The organism is Massilia sp. 01N417 (assembly GCF_056399645.1).
In genome coordinates, this window is sequence record NZ_JBFTRS010000008.1 from 84,160 (window position 1) to 105,280 (window position 21,121).

Consider the following 21,121-nt stretch of genomic DNA (forward strand, 5'->3'; position numbering starts at 1 on the left):
TCAGCCCAGCACGTGACGCATCACGTAAACGGTGACGAAACCGGCCGCCACGAAGCAGAGCGTGGCGACGAGCGAGCGCGGCGACAGGCGGGCGATGCCGCACACGCCGTGGCCGCTGGTGCAGCCCGAGCCGAAGCGCGTGCCCAGGCCCACCAGCAGGCCGGCCACGGCCAGCAGCGCGGGCGCGTGATCGATCTGGGCCGGCGGCATGGACTGCAGCGCCAGCCAGCCGAGCGGCGCGGCCAGCAGGCCGAGAATGAATGCGAGGCGCCAGCCGATGTCGCCACGCGCCGGACGCAGCAAGCCGCCGGCGATACCGCTGACGCCGGCCACGCGGCCGTTCGCCAGCAGCAGCACGGCGGCGCCGAGCCCGATCAGCAGGCCGCCGCCGAACGAGGCCAGCGGGGTGAAGTGGATGCTGTCGATGACCATGGCGTTCCTCCCCTCAGCTGAATTCTGGCAGGTATGCCGACGCTGTCAAGGAAGGCTTGCGCGGCGTGGTCAGCGCGAGCGTTCGGCGGGGCCGCTGCGGCTGTCCGTGACGCCGGGGATGTCCTGGGTCGGGCGGCCGTACTTGCCCTTCAGGTCGTCCACCCCCGATTGCGGCCTGGCGAGCGGGCGCAGGTCGGCACGCTGCTTGCGCTTCCCGGCGGTATCGACCTTCATGCGGGTGTCGCGTTCTTCGAGCAGGTTCGGTATCAGTTCGCCGTCGCGGCTGAAGGACCAGGCCAGCATCGGTGGCCCGAGCGGCAGGCCGTCGCCAGTCTTGCCGTTGAAGCCCGTGTTCCAGACGTGCCAGGTCTTGCCGTAGCTGTTCATCTTCTTCTTCATGAGCTCATGCTCGGCGGCGTCCGGGATGCCGGGCGCCACCAGCTGGCCGCTGAGGATCTCGCCATTGTGCGGATGCCAGAAGCGGCGCTCTTCCTCGGGCAGGGTGGCGAACAGCTTTTCGGAGATGATGTATTCGATGCCGTTCAGGTTGGCGGTTTTCGTGTTGCCGTCGAACAGGACGCACTGGGCCAGGTCTTCGTTGACCTGCTTGCAGAAATGGTGAGCTTCGACCTGCTGCTCGGGATGGTCCTTCATCGAGTGGAAGGCGTTCAGGTAGATGTCGAACTTTGCCAGCGGGGCGTCGCGCTGCAAGACCTTGGCGCCGGCTTCCAGCGCGCGGGTTTTGGGGGCCTTGGCGGCGCCGGGCGGGGCGACCAGCGGTTTCGCATCCTGGGCCGCGGCCGCGGCGGCGAAGGTGGCGAGCGTGCCGGCTGCGATGAGCTTCATACGGGTCATGTGGCCTCCTCGAGAGTTCAACGATAGACCGGCGCCGGCGCGCGGCGGTTCCCGGTTCAGGCGGCGGGCATCACCAGCAGGCGGTCGATGCGGTTGCCGTCCATGTCCACGACTTCGAACAGCCAGCCGCCCCAGTCCAGGCGCTCGCCGGGCTTCGGGATGTAGCCGAGCTGGTAGAGGATGAAGCCGGCCAGCGTGTGATAGGCGTCCGATCCTTCGTCCGGAAAGCTGAACTGGGCGCCGGTCAGGTAGCGGAAGCGGTCCAGCACCATGCCGCCGTCCATGAACCAGCTGCCGTCTTCGCGCTGGACGGCATCCGGGGCTTCCTCGTCCTCGACCGCCGGCACCTCGCCGACCAGGGCGCCCATCACGTCGGTCAGGGTGATCATGCCCTGGATCTCGCCATACTCGTCGACGACCATGGCGAGTTCCGCATGGTTCTTCTTGAGCTGTTCGAGCAGGTCGATGGCGCTCACGGATTCCGGCACGTAGAGCGGGGCGTCGAGCTCGGCCTCGATGTCGATCTCTTGCAGCGAACTCTTGCGGATGGCCTGGCGGAACAGGTCGCGCGCGTTGACGATGCCCAGCACCTGGGAACGGTCGCCGCGGTAGACCGGGAAGCGGGCGTAGGGCCGGTCGGCGATGTGGTTCAGGTTGACTTCGAGCGGCTCGGCGAGGTCCAGGTATTCGAGGTCGACGCGCGGCGTCATCAGGGCCCGCAGATGCCAGTCGTCCAGGCGCAGGGCGCGCGCGGCAATGTCGTACTCGGCGCGCTCGAAGACGCCGGCATCGGTGCTCTCGCGGATCATGCCGGTGACTTCTTCCTCGGTCGGGGTCTCGTCCTTGTGGTGGCGCATGCCGAGCAGGCGCATGATGAAGTCGGTCGTCAGCGACAGCAATTGCACGAAGGGATGCATCAGGCGCGACAGCGCCTTCATCGGCCGCGCGATGCGGCTGGCCAGGAATTCCGGGTAGAGGATGGCGATGCGCTTGGGCACCAGTTCGCCCAGCACGATCGAGGCAAAAGTAATCCCGACCACGACCACGGTCAGCGCCGCCGGGCGCGCGTAGCTTTCCGGAATGCCGATGTCGGTCAGACTCGGGATCAGGCGCGCCACCAACGACGCTTCGCCGAAGGCGCCGTTGAAGATGCCGATCAGGGTGATGCCGACCTGGACGGTGGAGAGGAAGCGGCTGGGATCTTCCGACAGCCTGATCGCGGCCGGGGCGCCGGCATTGCCTTCGGCGGCCATCTTCTCGAGACGCATGCGCTTGGCCGAGACCACGGCCAGTTCCGACATCGCGAAGACGCCGTTGAGCAGAATGAGGACGAGGATGATGATGATGTCGGCCATGCGGATCCCGTGGGTTGTCAGCTTATCATCGCACGGCGGCAGACTTGCGCCAACGGGCGCACGATTCGCTGAGGGCAGGAATGGATGGGGAACCGTCCTTCTTGCAATAAGAGCAATCATGCCCGTACACTGGACGTCCGCCCCGCCCGGCCCTGAACGGAGGTCCTCCCCATGAAGATGACATTTCCTCATTTCTGCAAACAGCTACGAAGCATCGTCTTCCTGGTCCTGGCCTTGATGGCGGCCGGGTCCGTCTCGGCAACCGAGCCCCTGATCGACCAGTATGCCGATGGCGCACGTATCGGCCGTATTTTTCCGTCGAGCTGCTGCTGGGTCGAGCTGCCCGATAACGAGCGTATATGGAAAATCCGGCGCAAGGAATTCGGATGTTCCGCCATCGGCGGCCCCGTCGGGCGGTTCAGGCTGGAAGACGGGAAGCTGTGGCTGACCGGACTCATGAAATGCGGCGGCGACATCCCTCTGCAGGAGATCTATCCCGACATGACAAGCCCGGCGCTCGCGGAATGGCTGAGCGGCACTTTTAAGACGGTATTGGACTACCGATGCCATGCAGGCAGCCAGTCGATTTATGCCGTGAGCCAGGAACTGGTCGTCGAGAAGGGCGTGGTGCGCTCGCTGAAGGAAACAGCAAATGACCTGGGCGCCTGTGACGCCAGGCATGGGCCGGAAGCGAAGTCCGACTAGGACAGCGTCTTCCGGCAGGCAATCGCATCAAGGGCGGGTCGGATCGAAATGCCTGGCGATACCTGCCCAGCAATCCTGGTAATTCGCCTGCAGCTGCGGCGACTCCAGGGCCAGGGGCGTCGCCACGATCGGCGTGCGGGTTTCGAACATGAAGGCCATCGTGTCGCTCACCTTGTGCGGCCTGGACGTATCCGCGCTGCTGGCCTTGTCGAAGGTCGCGGCGTCCGGGCCGTGGCCGCTCATGCAGTTGTGCAGGCTGGCGCCGCCCGGCACGAAGCCTTCGGCCTTGGCGTCGTAGGCGCCATGGATCAGGCCCATGAACTCGCTCGCCACATTGCGGTGGAACCAGGGTGGGCGGAAGGTGTCTTCGCCGACCAGCCAGCGCGGCGGGAAGATCACGAAATCGAGGTCGTCGACGCCGGGCGCGCTGGTTGGCGAATGCAGCACCAGGAAGATCGACGGATCCGGGTGGTCGTAGCTGATCGAGCCGATGGTGTTGAAGTGGCGCAGGTCGTACTTGTAGGGGGTGTAATTGCCGTGCCAGGCCACCACGTCCAGCGGCGAATGCCCGATCGGCGCCGCCCATAGCTTGCCGCCGAATTTGGCCACCAGTTCGAAATCCCCCTCCACATCCTCGTAGCGCGCCACCGGCGACAGGAAGTCGCGCGGATTCGCCAGCCCGTTCGAGCCGATCGGCCCCATGTCCGGCAGGCGCAGCAGGGCGCCGAAATTCTCGCAGACATAGCCGCGCGCCGCGCCGTCCGGCAGCGCGACCGTGAAGCGCACGCCGCGCGGAATCACGGCGATCTGCTGCGGCTCGACGTCCAGCAAACCCAGTTCGGTCGCGATCGACAAGCGGCCCTGCTGGGGCACGATCAGCAACTCCCCATCGGCGCTGTAGAAATAGCGTCCCGTCATCGGCTGGTTGGCAGCGTACAGGTGGATCGCGCAGCCGGCCATCGCGCCCGGCGAACCGTTGCCGGCCATCGTCACCCAGCCGTCGATGAAGTCGGTCGGGGCATCGGGGATCGGCAGCGGGCTCCAGCGCATCTGGTTGGGCGAGGGCGCCAGGCCGTCGAAGCCGGCCGCGATGCGGGTCTGCTCGACCGGCACGAAGGCGCCGTGCATGGCGGCCGGGCGGATCCGGTACAGCCAGCTGCGGCGGTTGTGGCCGCGCGGGGCGGTGAAGGCGGTGCCGGAGAGTTGTTCGGCGTACAGGCCATAAGCCACGCGCTGCGGGGAATTGCGGTGTGCGGGCAGGGCGCCTGGCAGGGCTTCGGTGGCGAATTCGTTGCCGAATCCGCTCATGTATCCGTGGGTCAAGATTTTCTCCTGGAAGATCCGTTGCATATGACGTGGCTTTTTCGTCACTCTAGAGGAGACTTGCGAATTTTACGAGGTGAATATAAAAATGTAGACTATTTACCTTGTCAATAACACTATCGAGCGCATGATCGAACCGTCTAGCATCGACCTGAACCTGTTGTCCGTGTTCCAGGAGGTTTACCGCGAGCGCCAGATTTCGGGCGCGGCGCGCCGCCTCGGCCTGACCCAGTCCGCCGTCAGCAATGCGCTGGCGCGCCTGCGCCGCACCTTCGGCGACGAATTGTTCGTGCGTACCGCGCACGGCATGCAGCCGACCCCGCTGGCGCAGCAGATGGCCGAACCGATCGGCGCCGCGATGGCCCAGGTGGCGCTGGCGCTGAGCCAGCGCAGCCGCTTCGAGCCGGGCACCAGTACGCGCCGCTTCACGCTGGCCATGACCGACGTCGGCGAGGTGTACTTCATGCCGGTGCTGATCGAACGCTGCCGCGCGCTGGCGCCGAACGTGGAGATCGCCTCGAAGCGCGCCAACCCGATCGCGCTGAAGGACGACATGGAGACGGGCAGGGTGGACCTGGCGATCGGCGCCTTCGAGGAGGTGTCGGAAGCGCTCTACCAGCGCCAGCTGTTCAAGCAGCCTTTCGTCAGCATGTTCCGCAAGGGACATCCGCTGGCGACCGGCAGCGTGGACCTGGCGCGCTTCGTACAGGCGACGCACCTGATCGTGGATGCGGCCCAGAGCCCCTACGACCGGATCAACGTCCTGCTGGAAAAGGCCGGGGTGGGGACGCAGGCACGCTTCCGGGTGCCGCATTTCACCGCGGTGCCGTATATCGTCGCCACTTCCGACCTGGTGGTGACGGTGCCGCAGAAGCTTGCCGAAAGCGCCGCGGCGCCATTCGGATTGAAGTGGATCGAACCGCCGCTCGCCTTGCCGACCTTGCAGACCAACGTCTTCTGGCACCGGCGCTTCAACCACGACCCCGGCATCCAGTGGCTGCGGGGGCTGATTGCGGACGTGTTCGCAGAGTAGTACCGATAAAAATCGCTTAATGAATAGAGGACATGACAATGGCTGACCTGTTTGAGAATCCGATGGGCCTGATGGGCTTTGAATTCGTCGAATTCGCATCCCCGACCCCGGGCCTGCTCGAGCCGATCTTCGAGAAGCTGGGCTTCACCAAGGTGGCCGTGCACCGCTCGAAGGATGTGGTGCTGTACCGCCAGGGCGATATCAACTTCATCGTCAACAACGAGCCGAAGAGCGCGGCAGCCTACTTTGCCGCCGAGCACGGCCCGTCGGCCTGCGGCATGGCCTTCCGCGTCAAGGATTCCCACAAGGCCTATGCGCGCGCGCTGGAACTGGGCGCGATCCCGATGGAGATCCCGACCGGTCCGATGGAGCTGCGCCTGCCGGCCATCAAGGGCATCGGCGGCGCCCCGCTGTACCTGATCGACCGCTTCGAGGACGGCAAGTCGATCTATGACATCGACTTCGAATGGATCGACGGCGTCGACCGCCATCCGAAGGGTCATGGCATGAAGATCATCGACCACCTGACCCACAACGTCTACCGCGGCCGCATGACCTACTGGGCCGGCTTCTACGAGAAGCTGTTCAACTTCCGCGAGATCCGCTACTTCGACATCCAGGGTGAATACACCGGCCTGACCTCGAAGGCGATGACGGCGCCGGACGGCATGATCCGGATTCCGCTCAATGAAGAGAGCCAGGCCGGCGGCGGCCAGATCGAGGAGTACCTGCTCAAGTTCAACGGCGAAGGCATCCAGCACATCGCGCTGCTGACCGAGAACATCTTCGAGACCGTCGACGGCCTGCGCGCCGCCGGCATCCCGCTGATGACCGCGCCGCCGGAAACCTATTACGACATGCTGGAAGCCCGCCTGCCGGGCCACGGCGAAGACGTCGGCGCCCTGAAGGCGCGCGGCCTGCTGGTCGACGGCAAGGTCGAGGGCGATTCGAAGCGCCTGCTGCTGCAGATCTTCTCGGAAAACCAGCTGGGTCCGGTGTTTTTCGAGTTCATCCAGCGCAAGGGCGACGAGGGCTTTGGCGAGGGTAACTTCAAGGCGCTGTTCGAGTCGATGGAGCGGGATCAGCTGAAGCGTGGGGCGCTGAAGACCGCGGCGTAAAATCTGGCGTCAGCGTTCGGCCCGTCGTCCCGTCTTCGCGGGACGACGTGAGGGCCGCTGGATGACAGAATGATTATTCGCGCTGTTATCAAAAACAAGAGAAGTGTTGTCTTGACGACGCACTCGGAAGCAAAATGTGATTTTTTCCTTGGGGAAATACGCACATTCTCACCTGCAGCACCTAGAATTTCCGCATGGCATCAATTCTCCCAGCCGTCATGCGATTCTTCCACTTTCCACCCTTCCGCTGCTCGCCGGCTTCCTCGTTGCGGGCCACTGCAGCGCCGGCGACTATTCCGCCGCCGCCGAAGAAGCATCGCCGTTCAGCGCCAACGTGGGCGCGGTCTCCCAGTATGTCTCGCGCGGCATCCGCCAGTCCTGGGGCCGTCCCGCCGTCCAGGCCGGGTTCGACTATGCGGGTTCGCGCGGCTGGAACGCCGGCGTCTGGGCCTCGAGCATCGACGAGCGCTTCGTCGAAAACGGATCGATGGAAGTCGACCTCTACGCCGGCTATGCGGGCACCATCGGTCCGCTCGGCTACAACGCCACGCTCACCTGGTACAGGTACCCGGGCGCGCGCGTCTCGGCCACCGGTACCAGCTACGACTACGGCGAAGTGCAGGCCGGCCTGAGCTGGAAATTCCTGTACGCCAGGTACAACTACACCTTCAGCCGCGATTTCTTCGGCATCCAGGATGCGCGCGGCACCGGCTACCTGGACGTCGGCGCCAATCATGAGCTCGGCCATGCGCTGGCGCTGCAACTGCATGCCGGCGATGGCCGGGTGGCGGGACCCGGCAACGGGATCTGGGACTGGCGCGACCTGCGTGCCGGCCTCAGCAAGAAGTTCGAGGGCGGCTGGGTCGCCGCGCTGAACTACACCCGTGCCTTCGGCGGCGCCGGCGTCTACGACCGCTATACCACCGGCGTCCCGCGCGCCGACGGCCGCCCCGCGTTTGCGAACGTGGCCCGCCGCGCCCTGGTCCTCTCCCTCACCCGTACTTTCTGAGCCAGCCGCATGTCCAACAAAGTCCTGTCCTCCCTGTCGCTGAACGCACGGATTTGCCTCACCGCAACCGTGCTGGTGATCCTCAGCCTGGCCGTCACCGCCACCGTGATCGGCGTGCGCGGCAGCCGCAGCGCGGAAGCCGCCAGCATGCAGCTGGCCCGTACCGCGGCGCGCGAAGCCGCCGAAGCGGTGCAGGCGCGCATCGGCGCCAATCTCAGCGCGGTCGCCAACCTGGCCGCCGCGATGCGTGCGACCCGCGGCGCCGGCATGACGCTGGCGCGGCCGCAGATCGGCGAAATGACGAAAGCCACCCTGCTCGGTTCCGAGGACCTGATCGGCGCCGCCGTCACCTGGGAGCCCGGCGCGCTGGACGGCAAGGATGAAGAGTACGCCGGCAAGCAGCCCGAGTATGATGCCAGCGGCCGCTACATGCCTTACTACACCCGCAGCGGCGGCAGCGTGCACGTCGAGCCGATCGTGTTCTCGGACGCCCCCGGCGCCAATGACTGGTACGACGTGCCTAAGCGGTCGCGGCGCCTGTTCTTCACGGAGCCCTATGCCTATCCGGTCGGCGGCAAGCAGGTGCAGATGGCGTCGCTGGTGGCGCCGATCCTGATCGACGGCCAGTTCAAGGGCACCGTCAGCGCGGATTTCATGCTGACCCGCCTGGGCGACATCCTCGGCGGCATGAAAGCCATCAGCGGCGGCAGCCTGTCGCTGGTGTCGAACGGCGGCCTCTACGCCAGCCATCCGGACGCTGTGCGCAACGGCAAGAAAGCAGCCGATATTCCTGCGGCCGGCCTGGCGGCGGTCCGCGACGGCAAGACCTATGAATTCGTCGACGCCGCCGGCATGGTGCACTTGCTGCAGCCGCTGCGCCTGCACGCCGACATCGCGCCCTGGTCGGTGCAGCTGGTGTTCCCGCAGAGCGTGGCCACGGCCGACGCCCGCAGGCTGCTGCAGGAGACCCTGGTCGCCGCGCTGCTGTCCGCCGCGCTGGCCGCCGCGGTGATGATCGCGGTCCTGAACCGCCTGACCCGGCCGCTGCGCGTGCTGGGAAGCACCATGAGCGGCCTCGCGAGCGGCAACGCCGACCTCACGGTGCGCCTCGAGGTGAAGGGCAGGGACGAGCTGGCAGCCATCGCCGCCGGTTTCAACGGCTTCGTGGCCAGGATCCAGGACGTGCTGGCCCAGGTGCGCCACAGCTCGGACAATGTGGCCTCGGCCAGCCATGAGATCAGGCAGGGCAATGCCGACCTGTCGGACCGCACCGAACAGCAGGCCGGTGCGCTGGAGGAAACCGCGGCCTCGATGGAGGAGCTGACCTCGACCGTGAAGCAGAACGCCGACAACGCTAGGGAAGCGCGCCAGTTGGCCCAGCTCGCCGCCGACACCGCCGCCAGCGGCGGCGCGGCGGTCGCGCGCGTGGTCGAGACCATGGATGCGATCAGCACGGCGTCCGGACGCATCGTCGAGATCATCTCCGTCATCGACGGCATCGCCTTCCAGACCAATATCCTGGCGCTCAACGCCGCCGTCGAAGCGGCGCGCGCCGGCGAGCAGGGCCGCGGCTTTGCCGTGGTGGCATCCGAAGTGCGGACCCTGGCCCAGCGCTCGGCCGCGGCGGCGAAGGAGATCAAGGCCCTGATCGCGGATTCGGCGGCCAAGGTCGGCACCGGTGCCACCCTTGTGGGCGAAGCCGGCACGACCATGGAACGGGTGGTCGACAGCGTGCGCCGGGTCAGCGCGATCGTCGCCGAGATCAGCGCCGCCAGCGCGGAACAGAGCAACGGCATTGCCCAGGTCAATGCGGCGATCGTCCAGATGGACGGCTCGACCCAGCAGAACGCCGCCCTGGTCGAACAGGCCGCCGCCGCGGCCGCCAGCCTGCAGGACCAGGCGGCGCTGCTGGTCGGACTGGTCGGCAAGTTCCGGATCGAAGCCGGGCCCGATCGGCAATAACTGCTATCCTCGCCGAATCGATGAGATCCGGGAGGAAGTCTTGCTGTCCGCATTTGCCGTTCTGCTGGTGTTCCAATGCCTGGGCGAAGGCCTGGTGTTCCTGTGCGGCTGGCCCGTTCCCGGGCCGGTGACGGGCATGTTGCTGCTGCTGGCCGCCCTGGTCGCCTTTCCGCGGCTGCAGGAAGTGGTGGAGGCGGGCGCCAACGAGCTGCTGCGCCACCTGTCGCTGCTGTTCGTGCCGGCCGGGGTCGGCATCGTGGTCGCGGCGTCGAGCGGGAGCGGGCAGTGGCTGGCGATCGGCGCCTCGGTGGTGGTCAGCACCCTGGCCACGCTGGCGGTGACGGCGCTGGTGCTGAAGGCCCTGATGCCGCGCCCGAAGGAGGGCGGCGATGTTTAACTTCGAGGAACTGACCCACTTCTGGGTCTACCTGTCCGCCTCGCCGCTGCTGGGCCTCACCCTGACGCTGTGCGCCTACGTGTTCGCGCAATGGGTGTTCGCGCGCTGCGGCTTCTCGCCGCTGGCGAATCCGGTGGCGATCTCGATCGCCATCATCAGCCTGCTGCTGGTGGCCAGCGGCATGTCCTACCAGCGTTACTTTGCCGGCGCCCAGTTCGTGCACTTCCTGCTCGGCCCGGCCACGGTCGCGCTGGCGGTGCCGCTCGCGCGCCAGGTGCCGCGCCTGCGCCGCAGCCTGTTGCCGCTGGTGTGCGCGCTGCTGTGCGGCTGTGTGACGGCAATCGTCAGCGCCGTGCTGGTGGCGCTGCTGCTGGGCGCTTCGCCCGAGCTGGCGCGCACCATCGCGCCCAAGTCCGCCACCACGCCGATCGCGATGGCGGTCTCGGAACACCTGGGCGGCATTCCCGCGCTGACCGCGGTGCTGGTGATCGGCACCGGGATCTTCGGCGCCATCAGCGGGCGCTTCCTGATGAACGCCCTGCGGGTCGAATCGCATGCGGCGCGCGGCCTGGCGCTGGGCGTCGCGGCGCACGGCATCGGCACCGCGCGCGCCTTCCAGGTCAGCCCCGAGATGGGCGCCTATGCGGGCCTGGGCATGGGACTGAACGGCGTGCTGACCGCGCTGCTGGCACCCTGGCTGGTGCCGGCGCTGCTGGGCTGGATGGGGCACTGATACTGGATTCTGAACGTGTATCGCGCGCCGCCGGCACGGCGGGGGCGTATGATGGTTTCAGCCCGCCTGTTCCAGGAGGACATGTTGAACCTCTCTCCTTTGCCGCTCGCCGTCTTCGTCGCCGATGTGCGGGGCACGATCATGAGCTGGAACCGGGCTTGCGAAAAGCTGGCCGGTTATTCGGCTGCCGAGATGCATGGCCGTACCCTCGACCAGCTGATCGAATTCGAGAACGCCGGCGACAAGCCGCTGTCGGTCCAGGCCCGCGTCGATATCGACAGCGTCGGCAATCTGGTCTGCGCGGACGGCCGCCGCCTGCCGGTGCGGGTGACGGTGGCGCCGCAATCCCTCGATGCCGAACAGCCGGGCAGCTACAGCATCATCGTGGTGCCGCGCGGTGCCACCGCGCCGTCGCGCTACTCCCTGATCCAGGACCTGCCGGTCAACGACATCATCGAAGGCCTGCCCTGTGTGTTCTACGTGATCGACCAGAGCGGCCGCCTGCTGCTGTGGAACCACCAGCTCGAGCAGGCGCTCGAAATGGAGAGCGAAGAGCTGCCGACGGTCGAGGTCAAGTATTTTTTCGAGCCGGCCTGCCGCGCCGAGATCGTGCAGAAGATCCTGGACGCCTTCGACGCCGGGAGTTCCTGGCATGAGGCGGAACTGATCGGCAAGCACGGCAAGCGCACCAGCTTCCTGTTCCAGTGCTGCCGTACCAGCCTGGGCAGCCTGCCCTGCGTGTTCGGCACCGGCCTCGATATCACCGCGCGCAAGCGCGCCGAGCACGTGCTGAAGGTGCGCGAGCGCGCCATCTACGCCAGCGTGAACGCCATCTGCATCACCTGCTGCGAAGGCAGCGAGAACCGCATCGAGTACGTCAACCCGGCCTTCGAGCGCATCACCGGCTATTCGCTGGCCGAAATCAAGGGCCACGATCCGCGTTTCATGCGCATCGAGGGCTGCGACGTCGAGGAACACAAGCGCATCCACGAAGCCCTGCAGCGCCGCGAAAGCGTGCACGCGGTGCTGCGCAACGCCAGGAAGAACGGCCAGCTGTTCTGGAACGAGCTGCGCATCGACCCGGTGCGCAATGCCGACGGCGAGGTCACCCACTTCGTCGCCGTCATCAACGACATCACCGAGGCCCGCCACTACGAGCGCCGCCTGCATCACCTGGCCCACCACGACCCGCTGACCGGCCTGGCCAACCGCACCCTGCTGCAGGAGCGGCTGAAGCAGGCGATCCAGTTTGCCGCGCGTAACCGCATGGTCGGCGCGCTGGCCTTTCTCGACCTCGACAACTTCAAGTACATCAACGACAACCTCGGCCACGACGTCGGCGACGCGGTCCTGATCGAGACCGCCGGCCGCCTGCGCGCGAACATGCGCGAAGAGGACACGGTGGCGCGGGTCGGCGGCGACGAATTCGTCCTCGTGATCAACGACCAGGGCGGGCCGGAGCAGGTGGCCGACCTGGTGGAGCGGATCCGCCGCAGCGTCGGCAGCCCGGTGCTGGTGGGCGGCAAGGAGATCGTGCCCGGCACCAGCATCGGCGTGGCCCTGTTTCCGCGCGACGGCAGCACGGTCGACAAGGTGATGCGCGCCGCCGACGCCGCCATGTACCACGCCAAGAGCCTGGGCAAGAACAACTGCCAGTTCTATTCGGCCGAGCTGAACCGCCTGGTGCACCAGCACCTGCTGCTGGAGGCCAGCCTGGGCCGCGCGATCGGCAACCACGAGATGGTGCTGGGCTACCAGCCCAAGGTCGATCTGCGCAGCGGCCGCATGGTGGGCGCCGAGGCGCTGGTGCGCTGGAACCATCCGGAACGCGGGCTGATCGGGCCGGACAACTTCATCCCCGTGGCCGAGCAGACCGGATTGATCGTGCCGCTGGGCGAGTGGGTGATCGAGGAGGCCTGCGGCGCGCTGCGGGCCTTTTACGACCTGGGCGCGCATGACTTCGTCATTTCCGTCAACCTGTCGCTGCGCCAGTTGCGCCACCGGCAGTTCGTCGAGCGCGTGATGGAAAGCCTCGAGCGGCACCAGGTGTCGCCGTCCTGCCTGGAGCTGGAGGTGACGGAAAGCCTGCTGATGGACCGGCCGGACGAGGCGAAGGAGGTGCTGGCGCGGCTGAAGGCGCTCGGCGTGCGCCTGTCGATCGACGATTTCGGCACCGGCTATTCGAGCTTGAGCCAGCTGCAGTCCTTCCCGGTCGACCACATCAAGATCGACCGCTCCTTCCTCGGCGGCGGCATCGACGACGGCCATGGCGTGATCACGCGCGCGATCATCGCGCTGGGCCACAGCCTGCAGCTGAAGGTGATCGCCGAAGGCGTCGAGACCCGCGAACAGCTGGCCTTCCTGCGCGACCACGATTGCGACCAGATGCAGGGCTATTATTTCAGCCCGGCGCTGTCGCAGGCGGCGCTGGCGGACATGCTGAGCCGCGGCGTTCGCTTGCACGCCTGATGAGCATTCCATGGGAGCGGGTGCCCGCCGCGTTGACGGGCGGCGGGCTTGGCAACGGCGGTCAGGCCGCTGCCGGGGGAGCGCAACGGCGTGGCCGCTGCGGGAAACGGAGAGTCAGGCCGGCTTGCGGGTGAAGGCGCGGGCCGCGAACAGCGCCCCGGCCACGCCCATGACGATGGCGGCGGTGCTGCCGGAGAAGCCGACGGCGGTGTTCCTGGCGATCTTGCCGGCCTTCGGCGTCACCAGCTGCAGGCGGCGCTTGGTCATCTCGCTGCCCAGCTCCGACAGGCGCTCCTTGCTGAGGGTCTGTTCGGCTTCCGGCAGCAGTACGGTTTCCTCGTCGGCCACGTGGTGCTGGACGTCGCGCATCAGCTCGAACATCAGTTCGTCGTGGCGGCTGTCGCGCGGATCCGTAGCGCGCAGTTCATCGATGATGCGGCGCATTTCCATGTGTTCCGGCTCGCTCTTTTCCATCACTTTCTGGTCGGCGGCGCGCGGGCGCATCACCGGGTAGAAGATTTCTTCTTCCAGGGTGGCGTGGATTTCCAGGGCGTCGCAGATGGTTTCGGCCAGCGCCTTCTTGACGCTCGGGCGCTTGTCCCTGGTGTACTGGTGGAAGGTCACCATCACGTGCGAGTGATCGAAACGGATCATGTCGGTGATGGACGGGCTGAGTTTGTTCAGAGAAAACATCATCTTCTCCTCGATTGAATGTTTGATCTATCGGCGCATGGATGAATCTTAGAGCGCAGGCCATGGCTGCCGCGTAGGAGCGCGGCGCGGTCGCATGTCAGCGCAGGGCGCAAGGGCCGGCCCGTCCAGGCCGTCACTCGGCAGTGGAATATTCCTGCAGGCTCAACTGCCAGTAGCCGACGTCGACCCAGGCCCCGAACTTGTGGCCGACTTCGTGGAAGCAGGCGACCTGGCGGAAGCCCATTCGCTCGTGCAGGGCGATGCTGGCCGCGTTCGGCAGGGCGATGCCGCCGATGACGGTGTGGAAGCGTCCCTGCAGGCGCGCCAGCAGGGCATGGTAGAGGGCCTGGCCGTGGCCGCGTCCGCGCAGGGCGGGATCGACGTACACGCTGGACTCCACCGCGTGCCGGTAGCCGGGCCGGGCCCGCCACTTGCTCGCGTAGGCGTAGGCGCACACGCGGCCGTCCTCGACCAGCACGATCCAGGGCAGGGCGGCGTCCTGGATGTCGGCGATGCGGCGCGCCATCTCGGCCGCGTCGACCGGATCGTTCTCCATCGAAATAATCGTCGTGGCGACATAGTGGTTATAGATGGCCGCGATGGCGGCGGCATCGGCCGGCAGGGCGTCGCGCAGGGTGCTTGTCGTATGCATTGTAGATAGCCGGAGCCTATGAGGTGGATTGAGTTTTTCCATGAGGTGCCATGGAATCCCCGCAAAGAAAGCTATCACGACGATAGTCTTTCACTATTGCTTGGATAAATTGCATTATTACATTGCTATTGGTTTACATCAACAGATTGTCGCCCCGAGTCCTACACAAGCACGGCAAACACTCTGATTACCGCTTACTCCAGGCCTGCGATCATGGGCCGTCACCAACCGAATCGGAGGAAACGGAATGTTTGCACACAACAAACGTCTGCAGTACACGGTGCGCGTAAGCGAACCGAATCCCGGGCTCGCAAACCTCATGCTCGAACAATTCGGCGGTCCGCAAGGCGAACTCGCCGCGGCCATGCGTTATTTCACCCAGGCCGTCAGCGAGGACGATCCTGGCCGCAAGGACATGCTGTTCGACATCGCCACCGAGGAACTCAGCCACCTCGAGATCATCGGCCACATCGTCGCCATGCTGAACAAGGGCGCCAAGGGCCAGCTGGCCGAAGCTGCGGACAGTGCCGCCGACATGTACCGCAAGATCAACGGCGCCGGTAACGACAGCCACGTGACCCAGATCCTGTACGGCGCCGGCACGCCGCTGACCAACTCCGCCGGCGTGCCCTGGAGCGCGGCCTACATCGACACCATCGGCGAGCCGAGTGCCGATCTGCGCTCCAACATCGCGGCCGAGGCGCGCGCCAAGATCGTCTACGAGCGCCTGATCGCCTGTACCGACGACGCCGGCGTGAAGGAGGCGCTGGGCTTCCTGATGACGCGCGAGATCGCCCACCAGAAATCCTTCGAGAAGGCCTTGTACTCGATGAGCCCGAACTTCCCTCCCGGGAAACTGCCGGGCGACCCGCGCTTCGCCGACACCTATTTCAATATGTCGCAGGGCCCGGGCGAGATGCGCGGCGCCTGGAACCAGGGCGACAAGTGGGACTTCGTCACCGACCGCGAGAAGCAGGCGGCGGTGGACGGCGGTAGCGGCGAGGCCGAGGTCAAGCTGTCGGCCAGGGACATCGACATCCTCAAGGCGATGATCGAGCGCACCAGGTCGGATCCGACCATCGATCCGCCGACCGGCGCCGAACTGGGCATGGGCAAGCAGACCATGGCCGACGGCAAGACGGTGAAGGCCAAGTAAGCCGCTGCGCCTCCCGGTATCAAGGACCTCCATGAATACGCATGTCGTGCGCGCCCTGAAGCCGCGAAAGGCGCTCGGCTTCCTGATCTGCGGCCTGGGTTGCGTGCTGCTGTTCTCGAACCTGTTCCGGCAGATGCTCGCGTCGACCCCGAACCTGCGCGCGGCGCTGATCGGCGGCGGGACCGCGGCTGCCGCGACCGCGCTCGGCACCTTGCCGGTGCTGCTGTCGCAGAATTTTTCGAAGCGGACCTACGACTGCTTCCTCGGTTTCGGCGCCGGCGTGATGCTGGGCGCCACCTCGTTCTCCCTCGTCATTCCGGCGCTGGCGGCGGCCAGGGCCGGCGGCGCCGGCAACTGGGGCGCCAGCCTGAGCGTCGGCGCCGGCCTGCTGATGGGCGCCGGCCTGCTGCTGGTGCTGGACCGCGTGCTCACCACCGACGGCATCCTCCAGCCGGCCGACAATCGCAGCGCCCACTCGCTCAAGCGCGCCTGGCTGTTCGTCTGGGCGGTGGCCCTGCACAATATGCCGGAAGGGCTGGCGATCGGGGTCGCCTATGGCGGCGTCGACATCGGCAAGGCGAATTCCCTGGCCACCGGCATCTCGATCCAGGACGTGCCGGAAGGCCTGGTGGTGGCGCTGGCCCTGCGCACCGTCGGCTACGGCCGCGGACTGTCGACCGCGCTGGGCGTGGCCTCCGGCCTGATCGAGCCGGTGGCGGCGGTGGCCGGCGTGGCCCTGATCGGCGTGTCGGCCGGCTTGCTGCCCTTCGCCCTGGCGGCGGCGGCCGGCGCGATGCTGTTCGTCATCGCCAACGACGTGGTGCCGGAATCGCACCAGAACGGCCACGGCACCTGGGCCAGCGTGGCGCTGATCTTCGGCTTCATCCTGATGACGGTGCTGGATACGGCGCTGGGCTGAGGCCCTGGTGTCCGGCTCAGGCGTCATCCGGCTGCGGCAAGCTTCGCAACTGGCGCGCCGCCAGCGCCGCGCGGTGCAGGTCGGCCGCATGTTCGAAGCTGCCGGGCCGGCCGAACAGCCAGCCCTGTGCATAGTTCACGCCGCGCACGCGCAGGAAGGACGCCTGCTCGTGGTTCTCGACGCCTTCGGCGATCATCCTCAGCTCCAGGTTGTGCGCCATCTCGATGATGTGGCTGACCACCTGGCTGGTCGGCGCCGCGGTGCCGATCGATTCGATGAAGGAGCGGTCGATCTTCAGGAAGTCGAGGTCGAGCGACTCCAGGTAGGACAGGCTCGAATAGCCGGTGCCGAAATCGTCGATCGCCACCTCGATGCCGCGCGCGTGCAGGGCGGCGATCACTTCGCGCGCCGAATCGCGGTGCACGAAGCCGCGTTCGGTGATCTCGACGATCAGGTTGCTCGGACCGGCGCCGCAGCGCGACATCAGCTTGTCCAGCAGGCCGACGATGACGGTCGACTGCAGGTCCGCCGGCGACAGGTTGATCGCCACGTGAAAGCCCGGATGGGCGGCCAGGAACTGCCCGGCGTCGTGGCAGACCAGTTCCAGCACCCGTTCGGTGAGCTTGCCGATCACACCCGCCGATTCGGCCACCGGGATGAAGACCTCGGGCGGCACCAGCTCGCCGGCGCCGTCGCGCCACCGTAGCAGCGCCTCGACGCCCACGCAGGCGCCGCTGCGCAATTCGATCAGCGGCTGGTACTCCATGTAGAACTGGCCGCGCCGCAGCCCGGTGCGCAGGGCGGCGATCAGCGACATCTGCTGGCGCGCCAGCAGCACCACGGCGGCGGCGCCGGCCAGGCCGACGAAGACGCCGGCCGGCACCAGGCGCCCGGCGATCTCGGCGTAGCGGGCCTGCATGTTGGCGATCGGCGTAGCGACGATGGCGGCGGTGAGGAAGCTGCGCGAGCGGGCGATGGTCACCAGGTGGTGGCCGTCGCTGAAGGTCACGCTGCCCTGGTTGCCGAGATGGTCCAGCCAGGCGAGATCGATGTAGCCGTGCTCCAGGCTGGTGCGGCGGTGTTCGAGGTGGACCGAGGCCAGCGACACGCCCGGCGTATTGGTCCAGATGTCCAGCGGCAGGTCGCGGTGGATGAGGGCGGCGTAATGGTTGCGCGAAATCGCCATCAGCGGGTGGCCGTAGGTGGTGCGGACCGGGATGTCGAGATAGAGGTCGACCCCGGTCGAGGTCTGGAAGGCCACGGGGCCAAGCGGGACCGGATCCCCGGTCATGGACGAGCAGACCAGCTGGCCGTTCTGCACGTAGCCGATCGCCTGCAGGTAGGTGGAGGTCAGGTCGATCTCGCGCATCAGGGCGCGTGCGCCGTCGGAGCAGGGGTCGAGGCCCGAATTGACCAGCATCCGGATGCCGGCCAGCGCCTGGCGCGCGGTCTCGTCGGTGCGGTGCAGCACGTCGTGGGCGTAGGCGAGGGTGAGGGAGGATTCGGCGTCGAAGGCCTGGCGCTGCGCTTCCTGTAGAGCGAGCCAGGGCGGCAGGAACAGCACCGCCAGCGCAAGCAGGAGCGTGAGGCCGAATGTGAACTGTCTGCGCATGATGCTCCCCCTCGGGATGCGGCGCTTGCTCAGGCACCGGTGCTGCCGGGCTGTAGTGGGCCGGTATCGCCGATTATAGCGAGGGGAAGAAACCGGCAGCGCGCAAAAAAAAGCCCCGGCGGTCGCCGGGGCGGAAGCTCTGCTGGTGTTTACTCTAGCTTCAGTTCCGGATCTCCAGCGCGCGGTTCACGCTCAGCGCCGCCAGCGATGCCACCGCGCCCGACAGCAGGTAGAGGCTGACGAAGCCGAGGCCGTAGTTGGCGGCCAGGCCCAGGGCGACGAGCGGCGCGAAGGCGGCGCCCACCAGCCAGGCGAGGTCGGAGGTCAGGGCGGCGCCGGTGTAGCGGTACTCGGCCAGGAAGTTGGAGGTGACGGCGCCGGCGGCCTGGCCGTAGGACATGCCCAGCAGCAGGAAGCCGATCAGGATGAAGGTGTTCTGGCCGGCCACGCCGCCGTCCATCAGGGTCGGCACGAAGCCGGCGAACAGGGCGATCAGCGCGGCCAGGGTGCCCAGGGTGTTGCGGCGCCCGAACTTGTCGGCGATCAGGCCCGAGGCCAGCACGCCGACGATGGCCAGTCCGCCGCCCCACATCTGGATCTGCAGGAATTCCGCCATCGAGCGGGTGTCGTAGAGTTGCAGCCAGGACAGCGGGAACACCGTCACCACATGGAACAGCGCATAGCTGGCCAGGGCGGCGAGGGCGCCCAGCACGATGGTGCTGCCCTGCTTGCCGACCACTTCGTGCACCGGCACCGGGTCCAGCTGGTGTTCGTCCAGCAGGTGGGTGTAGTCCGGGGTCGAGACCAGGCGCAGGCGGGCGAACAGCGCGACCACGTTGATGGCGAAGGCGACATAGAAGGGGAAGCGCCAGCCCCAGACCAGGAAATCGTCCTGCGACAGCTCGGCCATCAGGTAGGAAAATATGCCGGCTGCGATGATGAATCCTACCGGTGCGCCAAGTTGTCCCAACATCGCGTACCATCCCCGCTTGTGTTCAGGAGCGTTCAGCGCCAGCAGCGAAGGCAGGCCGTCCCAGGTCCCGCCGAGCGCGAAACCCTGGCCCAGGCGCAGGATGGCGAGCGAGATGATGGCCCACTCGCCCCAGCGCGAGTAGGTCGGCAGGGCGGAGACGGCGACGGTGGCCGTACCGAGCATGAACAGGGCGATGGTCAGTTTGATTTCGCGGCTGAAGTGGCGCTGGATGGCCATGAAGATGACGGTGCCGACCGGCCTTGCGATGTATGCAAGGGCGAAGATGGCGAAGGAGTACAGCGTTCCCTCGAGGCGGTCGGCAAACGGGAAGAACACCGCCGGGAATACGAGCGCGGAAGCGATTGCGTAGACGAAGAAGTCGAAGTATTCCGAGGCTCGCCCGATGACCACGCCGACGGCGATGTCACCCGGGGCAATGGCCGTATCGCGGGAGTTGATGTTACGGGCACCGCTGTGTGGTGCGGTGATCGGAGCGGCGGCTGCATCGCCGTAAGTCGTGGTGTTCTGCTGCATATTTCGTCTCCTTTGGTCTCGATGACACGTGGGCCTGGGCCCCTTCGGGATGAAACGTCGACAACAAAAGCGCGAAGGGTGGGACAAAACGTCCAATCGCCAAACGTGCACCGTTGGCGTTACATTAGCATGTTATCTTTCCCATGTAACGTAAAACACAAGCATGATTCCTAAGACCGTAAGTCGCGGATTGCTTCTCACCCCACTGCTGGCGGCCCTTGCCGGCTGCAACACGGTGGTGATGAACCCGTCCGGTGACATAGCAAAGCAGCAGGCGCATCTGATCATCGTCTCGGTGGTCCTGATGTTGTTGATTATCGTACCGGTGCTGATCCTGGTTGTCTGGTTCGCCCGTAAATACCGGGCCAGCAATACCGAAGCCGAGTACCTGCCGGACTGGGACCACTCCACCAAGCTCGAACTGGTCATCTGGGGCGCACCGCTCCTGATCATCATCGTGCTGGGCCTGGTGACCTGGATCTACACCCACAAGCTCGATCCCTACCGTCCGCTCGACCGCATCGCCGAAGGCCGTCCGGTCCCCGCCACCGCCAAGCCGCTCGTGGTGCAGGCCGTCGCCATGGACTGGAAATGGCTGTTCATCTATCCGGAGCAGGGCATCGCCACCGTGAACGAACTGGTGGTTCCGGTCGACGTGCCGGTGCGCTTCAAGATCAGCGCGACGTCGGTCATGAATGCGTTCTACGTTCCCGAACTGGCCGGCATGATCTACGCGATGCCGGGCATGGAGACCGCCCTGAACGCGGTGCAGAACAAGCCGGTGCAGTCGATCGGCATCTCGTCGAACTACAGCGGCGCCGGCTACTCGGACATGAAGTTCGGCTACCGCGGCGTGCCGCAGGCCGACTTCGACGCCTGGGTGCAGCAGGTCAAGGGCACCGGTACCGGCAAGCTCGACCGCGCCAACTACCTGGTGCTGGAAAAGCCGAGCATCAAGGATCCGGTGCGCCACTACGCCGGCGTCGACGACGACCTCTACTATCGCATCCTGAACCGCTGCGTCGCCGACGGCGCCGTCTGCATGGACAAGATGATGATGGACGACGCCCGCAAGGCGCGCGAGATGGCGATGAACCGGATGCCCCAACACGCGGCAGCGACCCGCCTGGCCCAGGCCAACAACGGCGAAGTCTGCACCACGCCCGATGAATCTGTGAAGAAGAAGTAAAT

General features: G+C 66.4%; 19 protein-coding genes. 11 read left to right on the forward strand and 8 right to left on the reverse strand.

Annotated elements, in window-relative coordinates:
- The 3 genes from AC1DOQ_RS10965 to AC1DOQ_RS10975 all read right to left on the reverse strand — a co-directional run bounded on the left by AC1DOQ_RS10965 (position 1) and on the right by AC1DOQ_RS10975 (position 2,642).
- Positions 1–432: a YeeE/YedE family protein gene (locus tag AC1DOQ_RS10965; protein ID WP_477363245.1), complete on the reverse strand. Its 432-nt coding sequence runs from the start codon at positions 430–432 to the stop codon at positions 1–3.
- 69 nt (positions 433–501) lie between these two features.
- Entirely contained in the window at positions 502–1,287 is a 786-nt protein-coding gene (locus tag AC1DOQ_RS10970) for an OBAP family protein (protein ID WP_477363248.1), read from the reverse strand.
- A 56-nt stretch (positions 1,288–1,343) separates the two neighbouring features.
- On the reverse strand, positions 1,344–2,642 hold the full coding sequence (locus AC1DOQ_RS10975) for a hemolysin family protein (protein ID WP_477363251.1): 1,299 nt from the start codon (positions 2,640–2,642) through the stop codon (positions 1,344–1,346).
- Positions 2,643–2,813: 171 nt separating this feature from the next.
- On the opposite strand from AC1DOQ_RS10975, the gene AC1DOQ_RS10980 reads away from it, so the two are divergent.
- A complete protein-coding gene (locus AC1DOQ_RS10980; protein ID WP_477363254.1) occupies positions 2,814–3,347 on the forward strand; it encodes a hypothetical protein in 534 nt (177 codons plus the stop codon).
- A gap of 27 nt (positions 3,348–3,374) precedes the next feature.
- On the opposite strand, the gene hmgA is transcribed toward AC1DOQ_RS10980, so the two are convergent.
- Positions 3,375–4,697, reverse strand: coding sequence for a homogentisate 1,2-dioxygenase (gene hmgA / locus AC1DOQ_RS10985; protein ID WP_477363257.1), 1,323 nt, complete (start codon positions 4,695–4,697; stop codon positions 3,375–3,377).
- Positions 4,698–4,797: 100 nt separating this feature from the next.
- Between hmgA and AC1DOQ_RS10990 the strand changes: the two genes are divergently transcribed.
- From AC1DOQ_RS10990 to AC1DOQ_RS11020, 7 genes are all read left to right on the forward strand, one after another.
- On the forward strand, positions 4,798–5,703 hold the full coding sequence (locus AC1DOQ_RS10990) for a LysR family transcriptional regulator (RefSeq protein ID WP_477363259.1): 906 nt from the start codon (positions 4,798–4,800) through the stop codon (positions 5,701–5,703).
- Positions 5,704–5,741: 38 nt separating this feature from the next.
- A complete protein-coding gene (gene hppD, locus AC1DOQ_RS10995; protein WP_477363262.1) occupies positions 5,742–6,821 on the forward strand; it encodes a 4-hydroxyphenylpyruvate dioxygenase in 1,080 nt (359 codons plus the stop codon).
- Between the two features lie 136 nt (positions 6,822–6,957).
- Positions 6,958–7,830 carry a TorF family putative porin gene (locus tag AC1DOQ_RS11000; RefSeq protein WP_477363265.1) on the forward strand — a complete coding sequence of 291 codons (873 nt, stop codon included), beginning with the start codon at positions 6,958–6,960 and terminating at the stop codon, positions 7,828–7,830.
- Positions 7,831–7,839: 9 nt separating this feature from the next.
- A complete protein-coding gene (locus AC1DOQ_RS11005; protein ID WP_477363268.1) occupies positions 7,840–9,792 on the forward strand; it encodes a methyl-accepting chemotaxis protein in 1,953 nt (650 codons plus the stop codon).
- A gap of 40 nt (positions 9,793–9,832) precedes the next feature.
- Complete coding sequence (locus AC1DOQ_RS11010) at positions 9,833–10,189, forward strand: CidA/LrgA family protein (RefSeq protein ID WP_477363271.1); 357 nt, start codon at positions 9,833–9,835, stop codon at positions 10,187–10,189.
- The gene (locus AC1DOQ_RS11015) at positions 10,182–10,922 is read left to right on the forward strand and encodes an LrgB family protein (RefSeq protein WP_477363274.1); all 741 of its coding nucleotides are present in this window, start codon (positions 10,182–10,184) and stop codon (positions 10,920–10,922) included. The genes AC1DOQ_RS11010 and AC1DOQ_RS11015 overlap by 8 nt, the downstream gene beginning before the upstream one ends.
- An 81-nt stretch (positions 10,923–11,003) precedes the next feature.
- The gene (locus AC1DOQ_RS11020; RefSeq protein ID WP_477363277.1) at positions 11,004–13,391 is read left to right on the forward strand and encodes a sensor domain-containing protein; all 2,388 of its coding nucleotides are present in this window, start codon (positions 11,004–11,006) and stop codon (positions 13,389–13,391) included.
- A gap of 114 nt (positions 13,392–13,505) precedes the next feature.
- Here AC1DOQ_RS11020 and AC1DOQ_RS11025 read toward each other — a convergent pair whose 3' ends face one another.
- Both AC1DOQ_RS11025 and AC1DOQ_RS11030 read right to left on the reverse strand, forming a co-directional pair.
- A complete protein-coding gene (locus AC1DOQ_RS11025) occupies positions 13,506–14,084 on the reverse strand; it encodes a hemerythrin domain-containing protein (protein ID WP_477363280.1) in 579 nt (192 codons plus the stop codon).
- A gap of 133 nt (positions 14,085–14,217) precedes the next feature.
- On the reverse strand, positions 14,218–14,736 hold the full coding sequence (locus tag AC1DOQ_RS11030) for an arsinothricin resistance N-acetyltransferase ArsN1 family B (protein WP_477363283.1): 519 nt from the start codon (positions 14,734–14,736) through the stop codon (positions 14,218–14,220).
- A 247-nt stretch (positions 14,737–14,983) separates the two neighbouring features.
- Here AC1DOQ_RS11030 and AC1DOQ_RS11035 point away from each other — a divergent pair, with 247 nt between their 5' ends.
- Together AC1DOQ_RS11035 and AC1DOQ_RS11040 are read left to right on the forward strand one after the other, a co-directional pair.
- On the forward strand, positions 14,984–15,892 hold the full coding sequence (locus tag AC1DOQ_RS11035) for a manganese catalase family protein (protein ID WP_477363286.1): 909 nt from the start codon (positions 14,984–14,986) through the stop codon (positions 15,890–15,892).
- A gap of 31 nt (positions 15,893–15,923) precedes the next feature.
- Positions 15,924–16,811, forward strand: a complete 888-nt coding sequence (locus tag AC1DOQ_RS11040; protein WP_477363289.1) for a ZIP family metal transporter — start codon at positions 15,924–15,926, stop codon at positions 16,809–16,811.
- Between the two features lie 16 nt (positions 16,812–16,827).
- On the opposite strand, the gene AC1DOQ_RS11045 is transcribed toward AC1DOQ_RS11040, so the two are convergent.
- On the reverse strand, positions 16,828–18,423 hold the full coding sequence (locus tag AC1DOQ_RS11045; RefSeq protein ID WP_477363292.1) for an EAL domain-containing protein: 1,596 nt from the start codon (positions 18,421–18,423) through the stop codon (positions 16,828–16,830).
- Positions 18,424–18,583: 160 nt separating this feature from the next.
- Positions 18,584–19,930, reverse strand: coding sequence for an MFS transporter (locus AC1DOQ_RS11050; RefSeq protein ID WP_477363295.1), 1,347 nt, complete (start codon positions 19,928–19,930; stop codon positions 18,584–18,586).
- Positions 19,931–20,093: 163 nt separating this feature from the next.
- On the opposite strand from AC1DOQ_RS11050, the gene cyoA reads away from it, so the two are divergent.
- On the forward strand, positions 20,094–21,119 hold the full coding sequence (cyoA, locus tag AC1DOQ_RS11055) for a ubiquinol oxidase subunit II (RefSeq protein ID WP_477363297.1): 1,026 nt from the start codon (positions 20,094–20,096) through the stop codon (positions 21,117–21,119).
- The last annotated feature ends 2 nt before the right edge of the window (positions 21,120–21,121 follow it).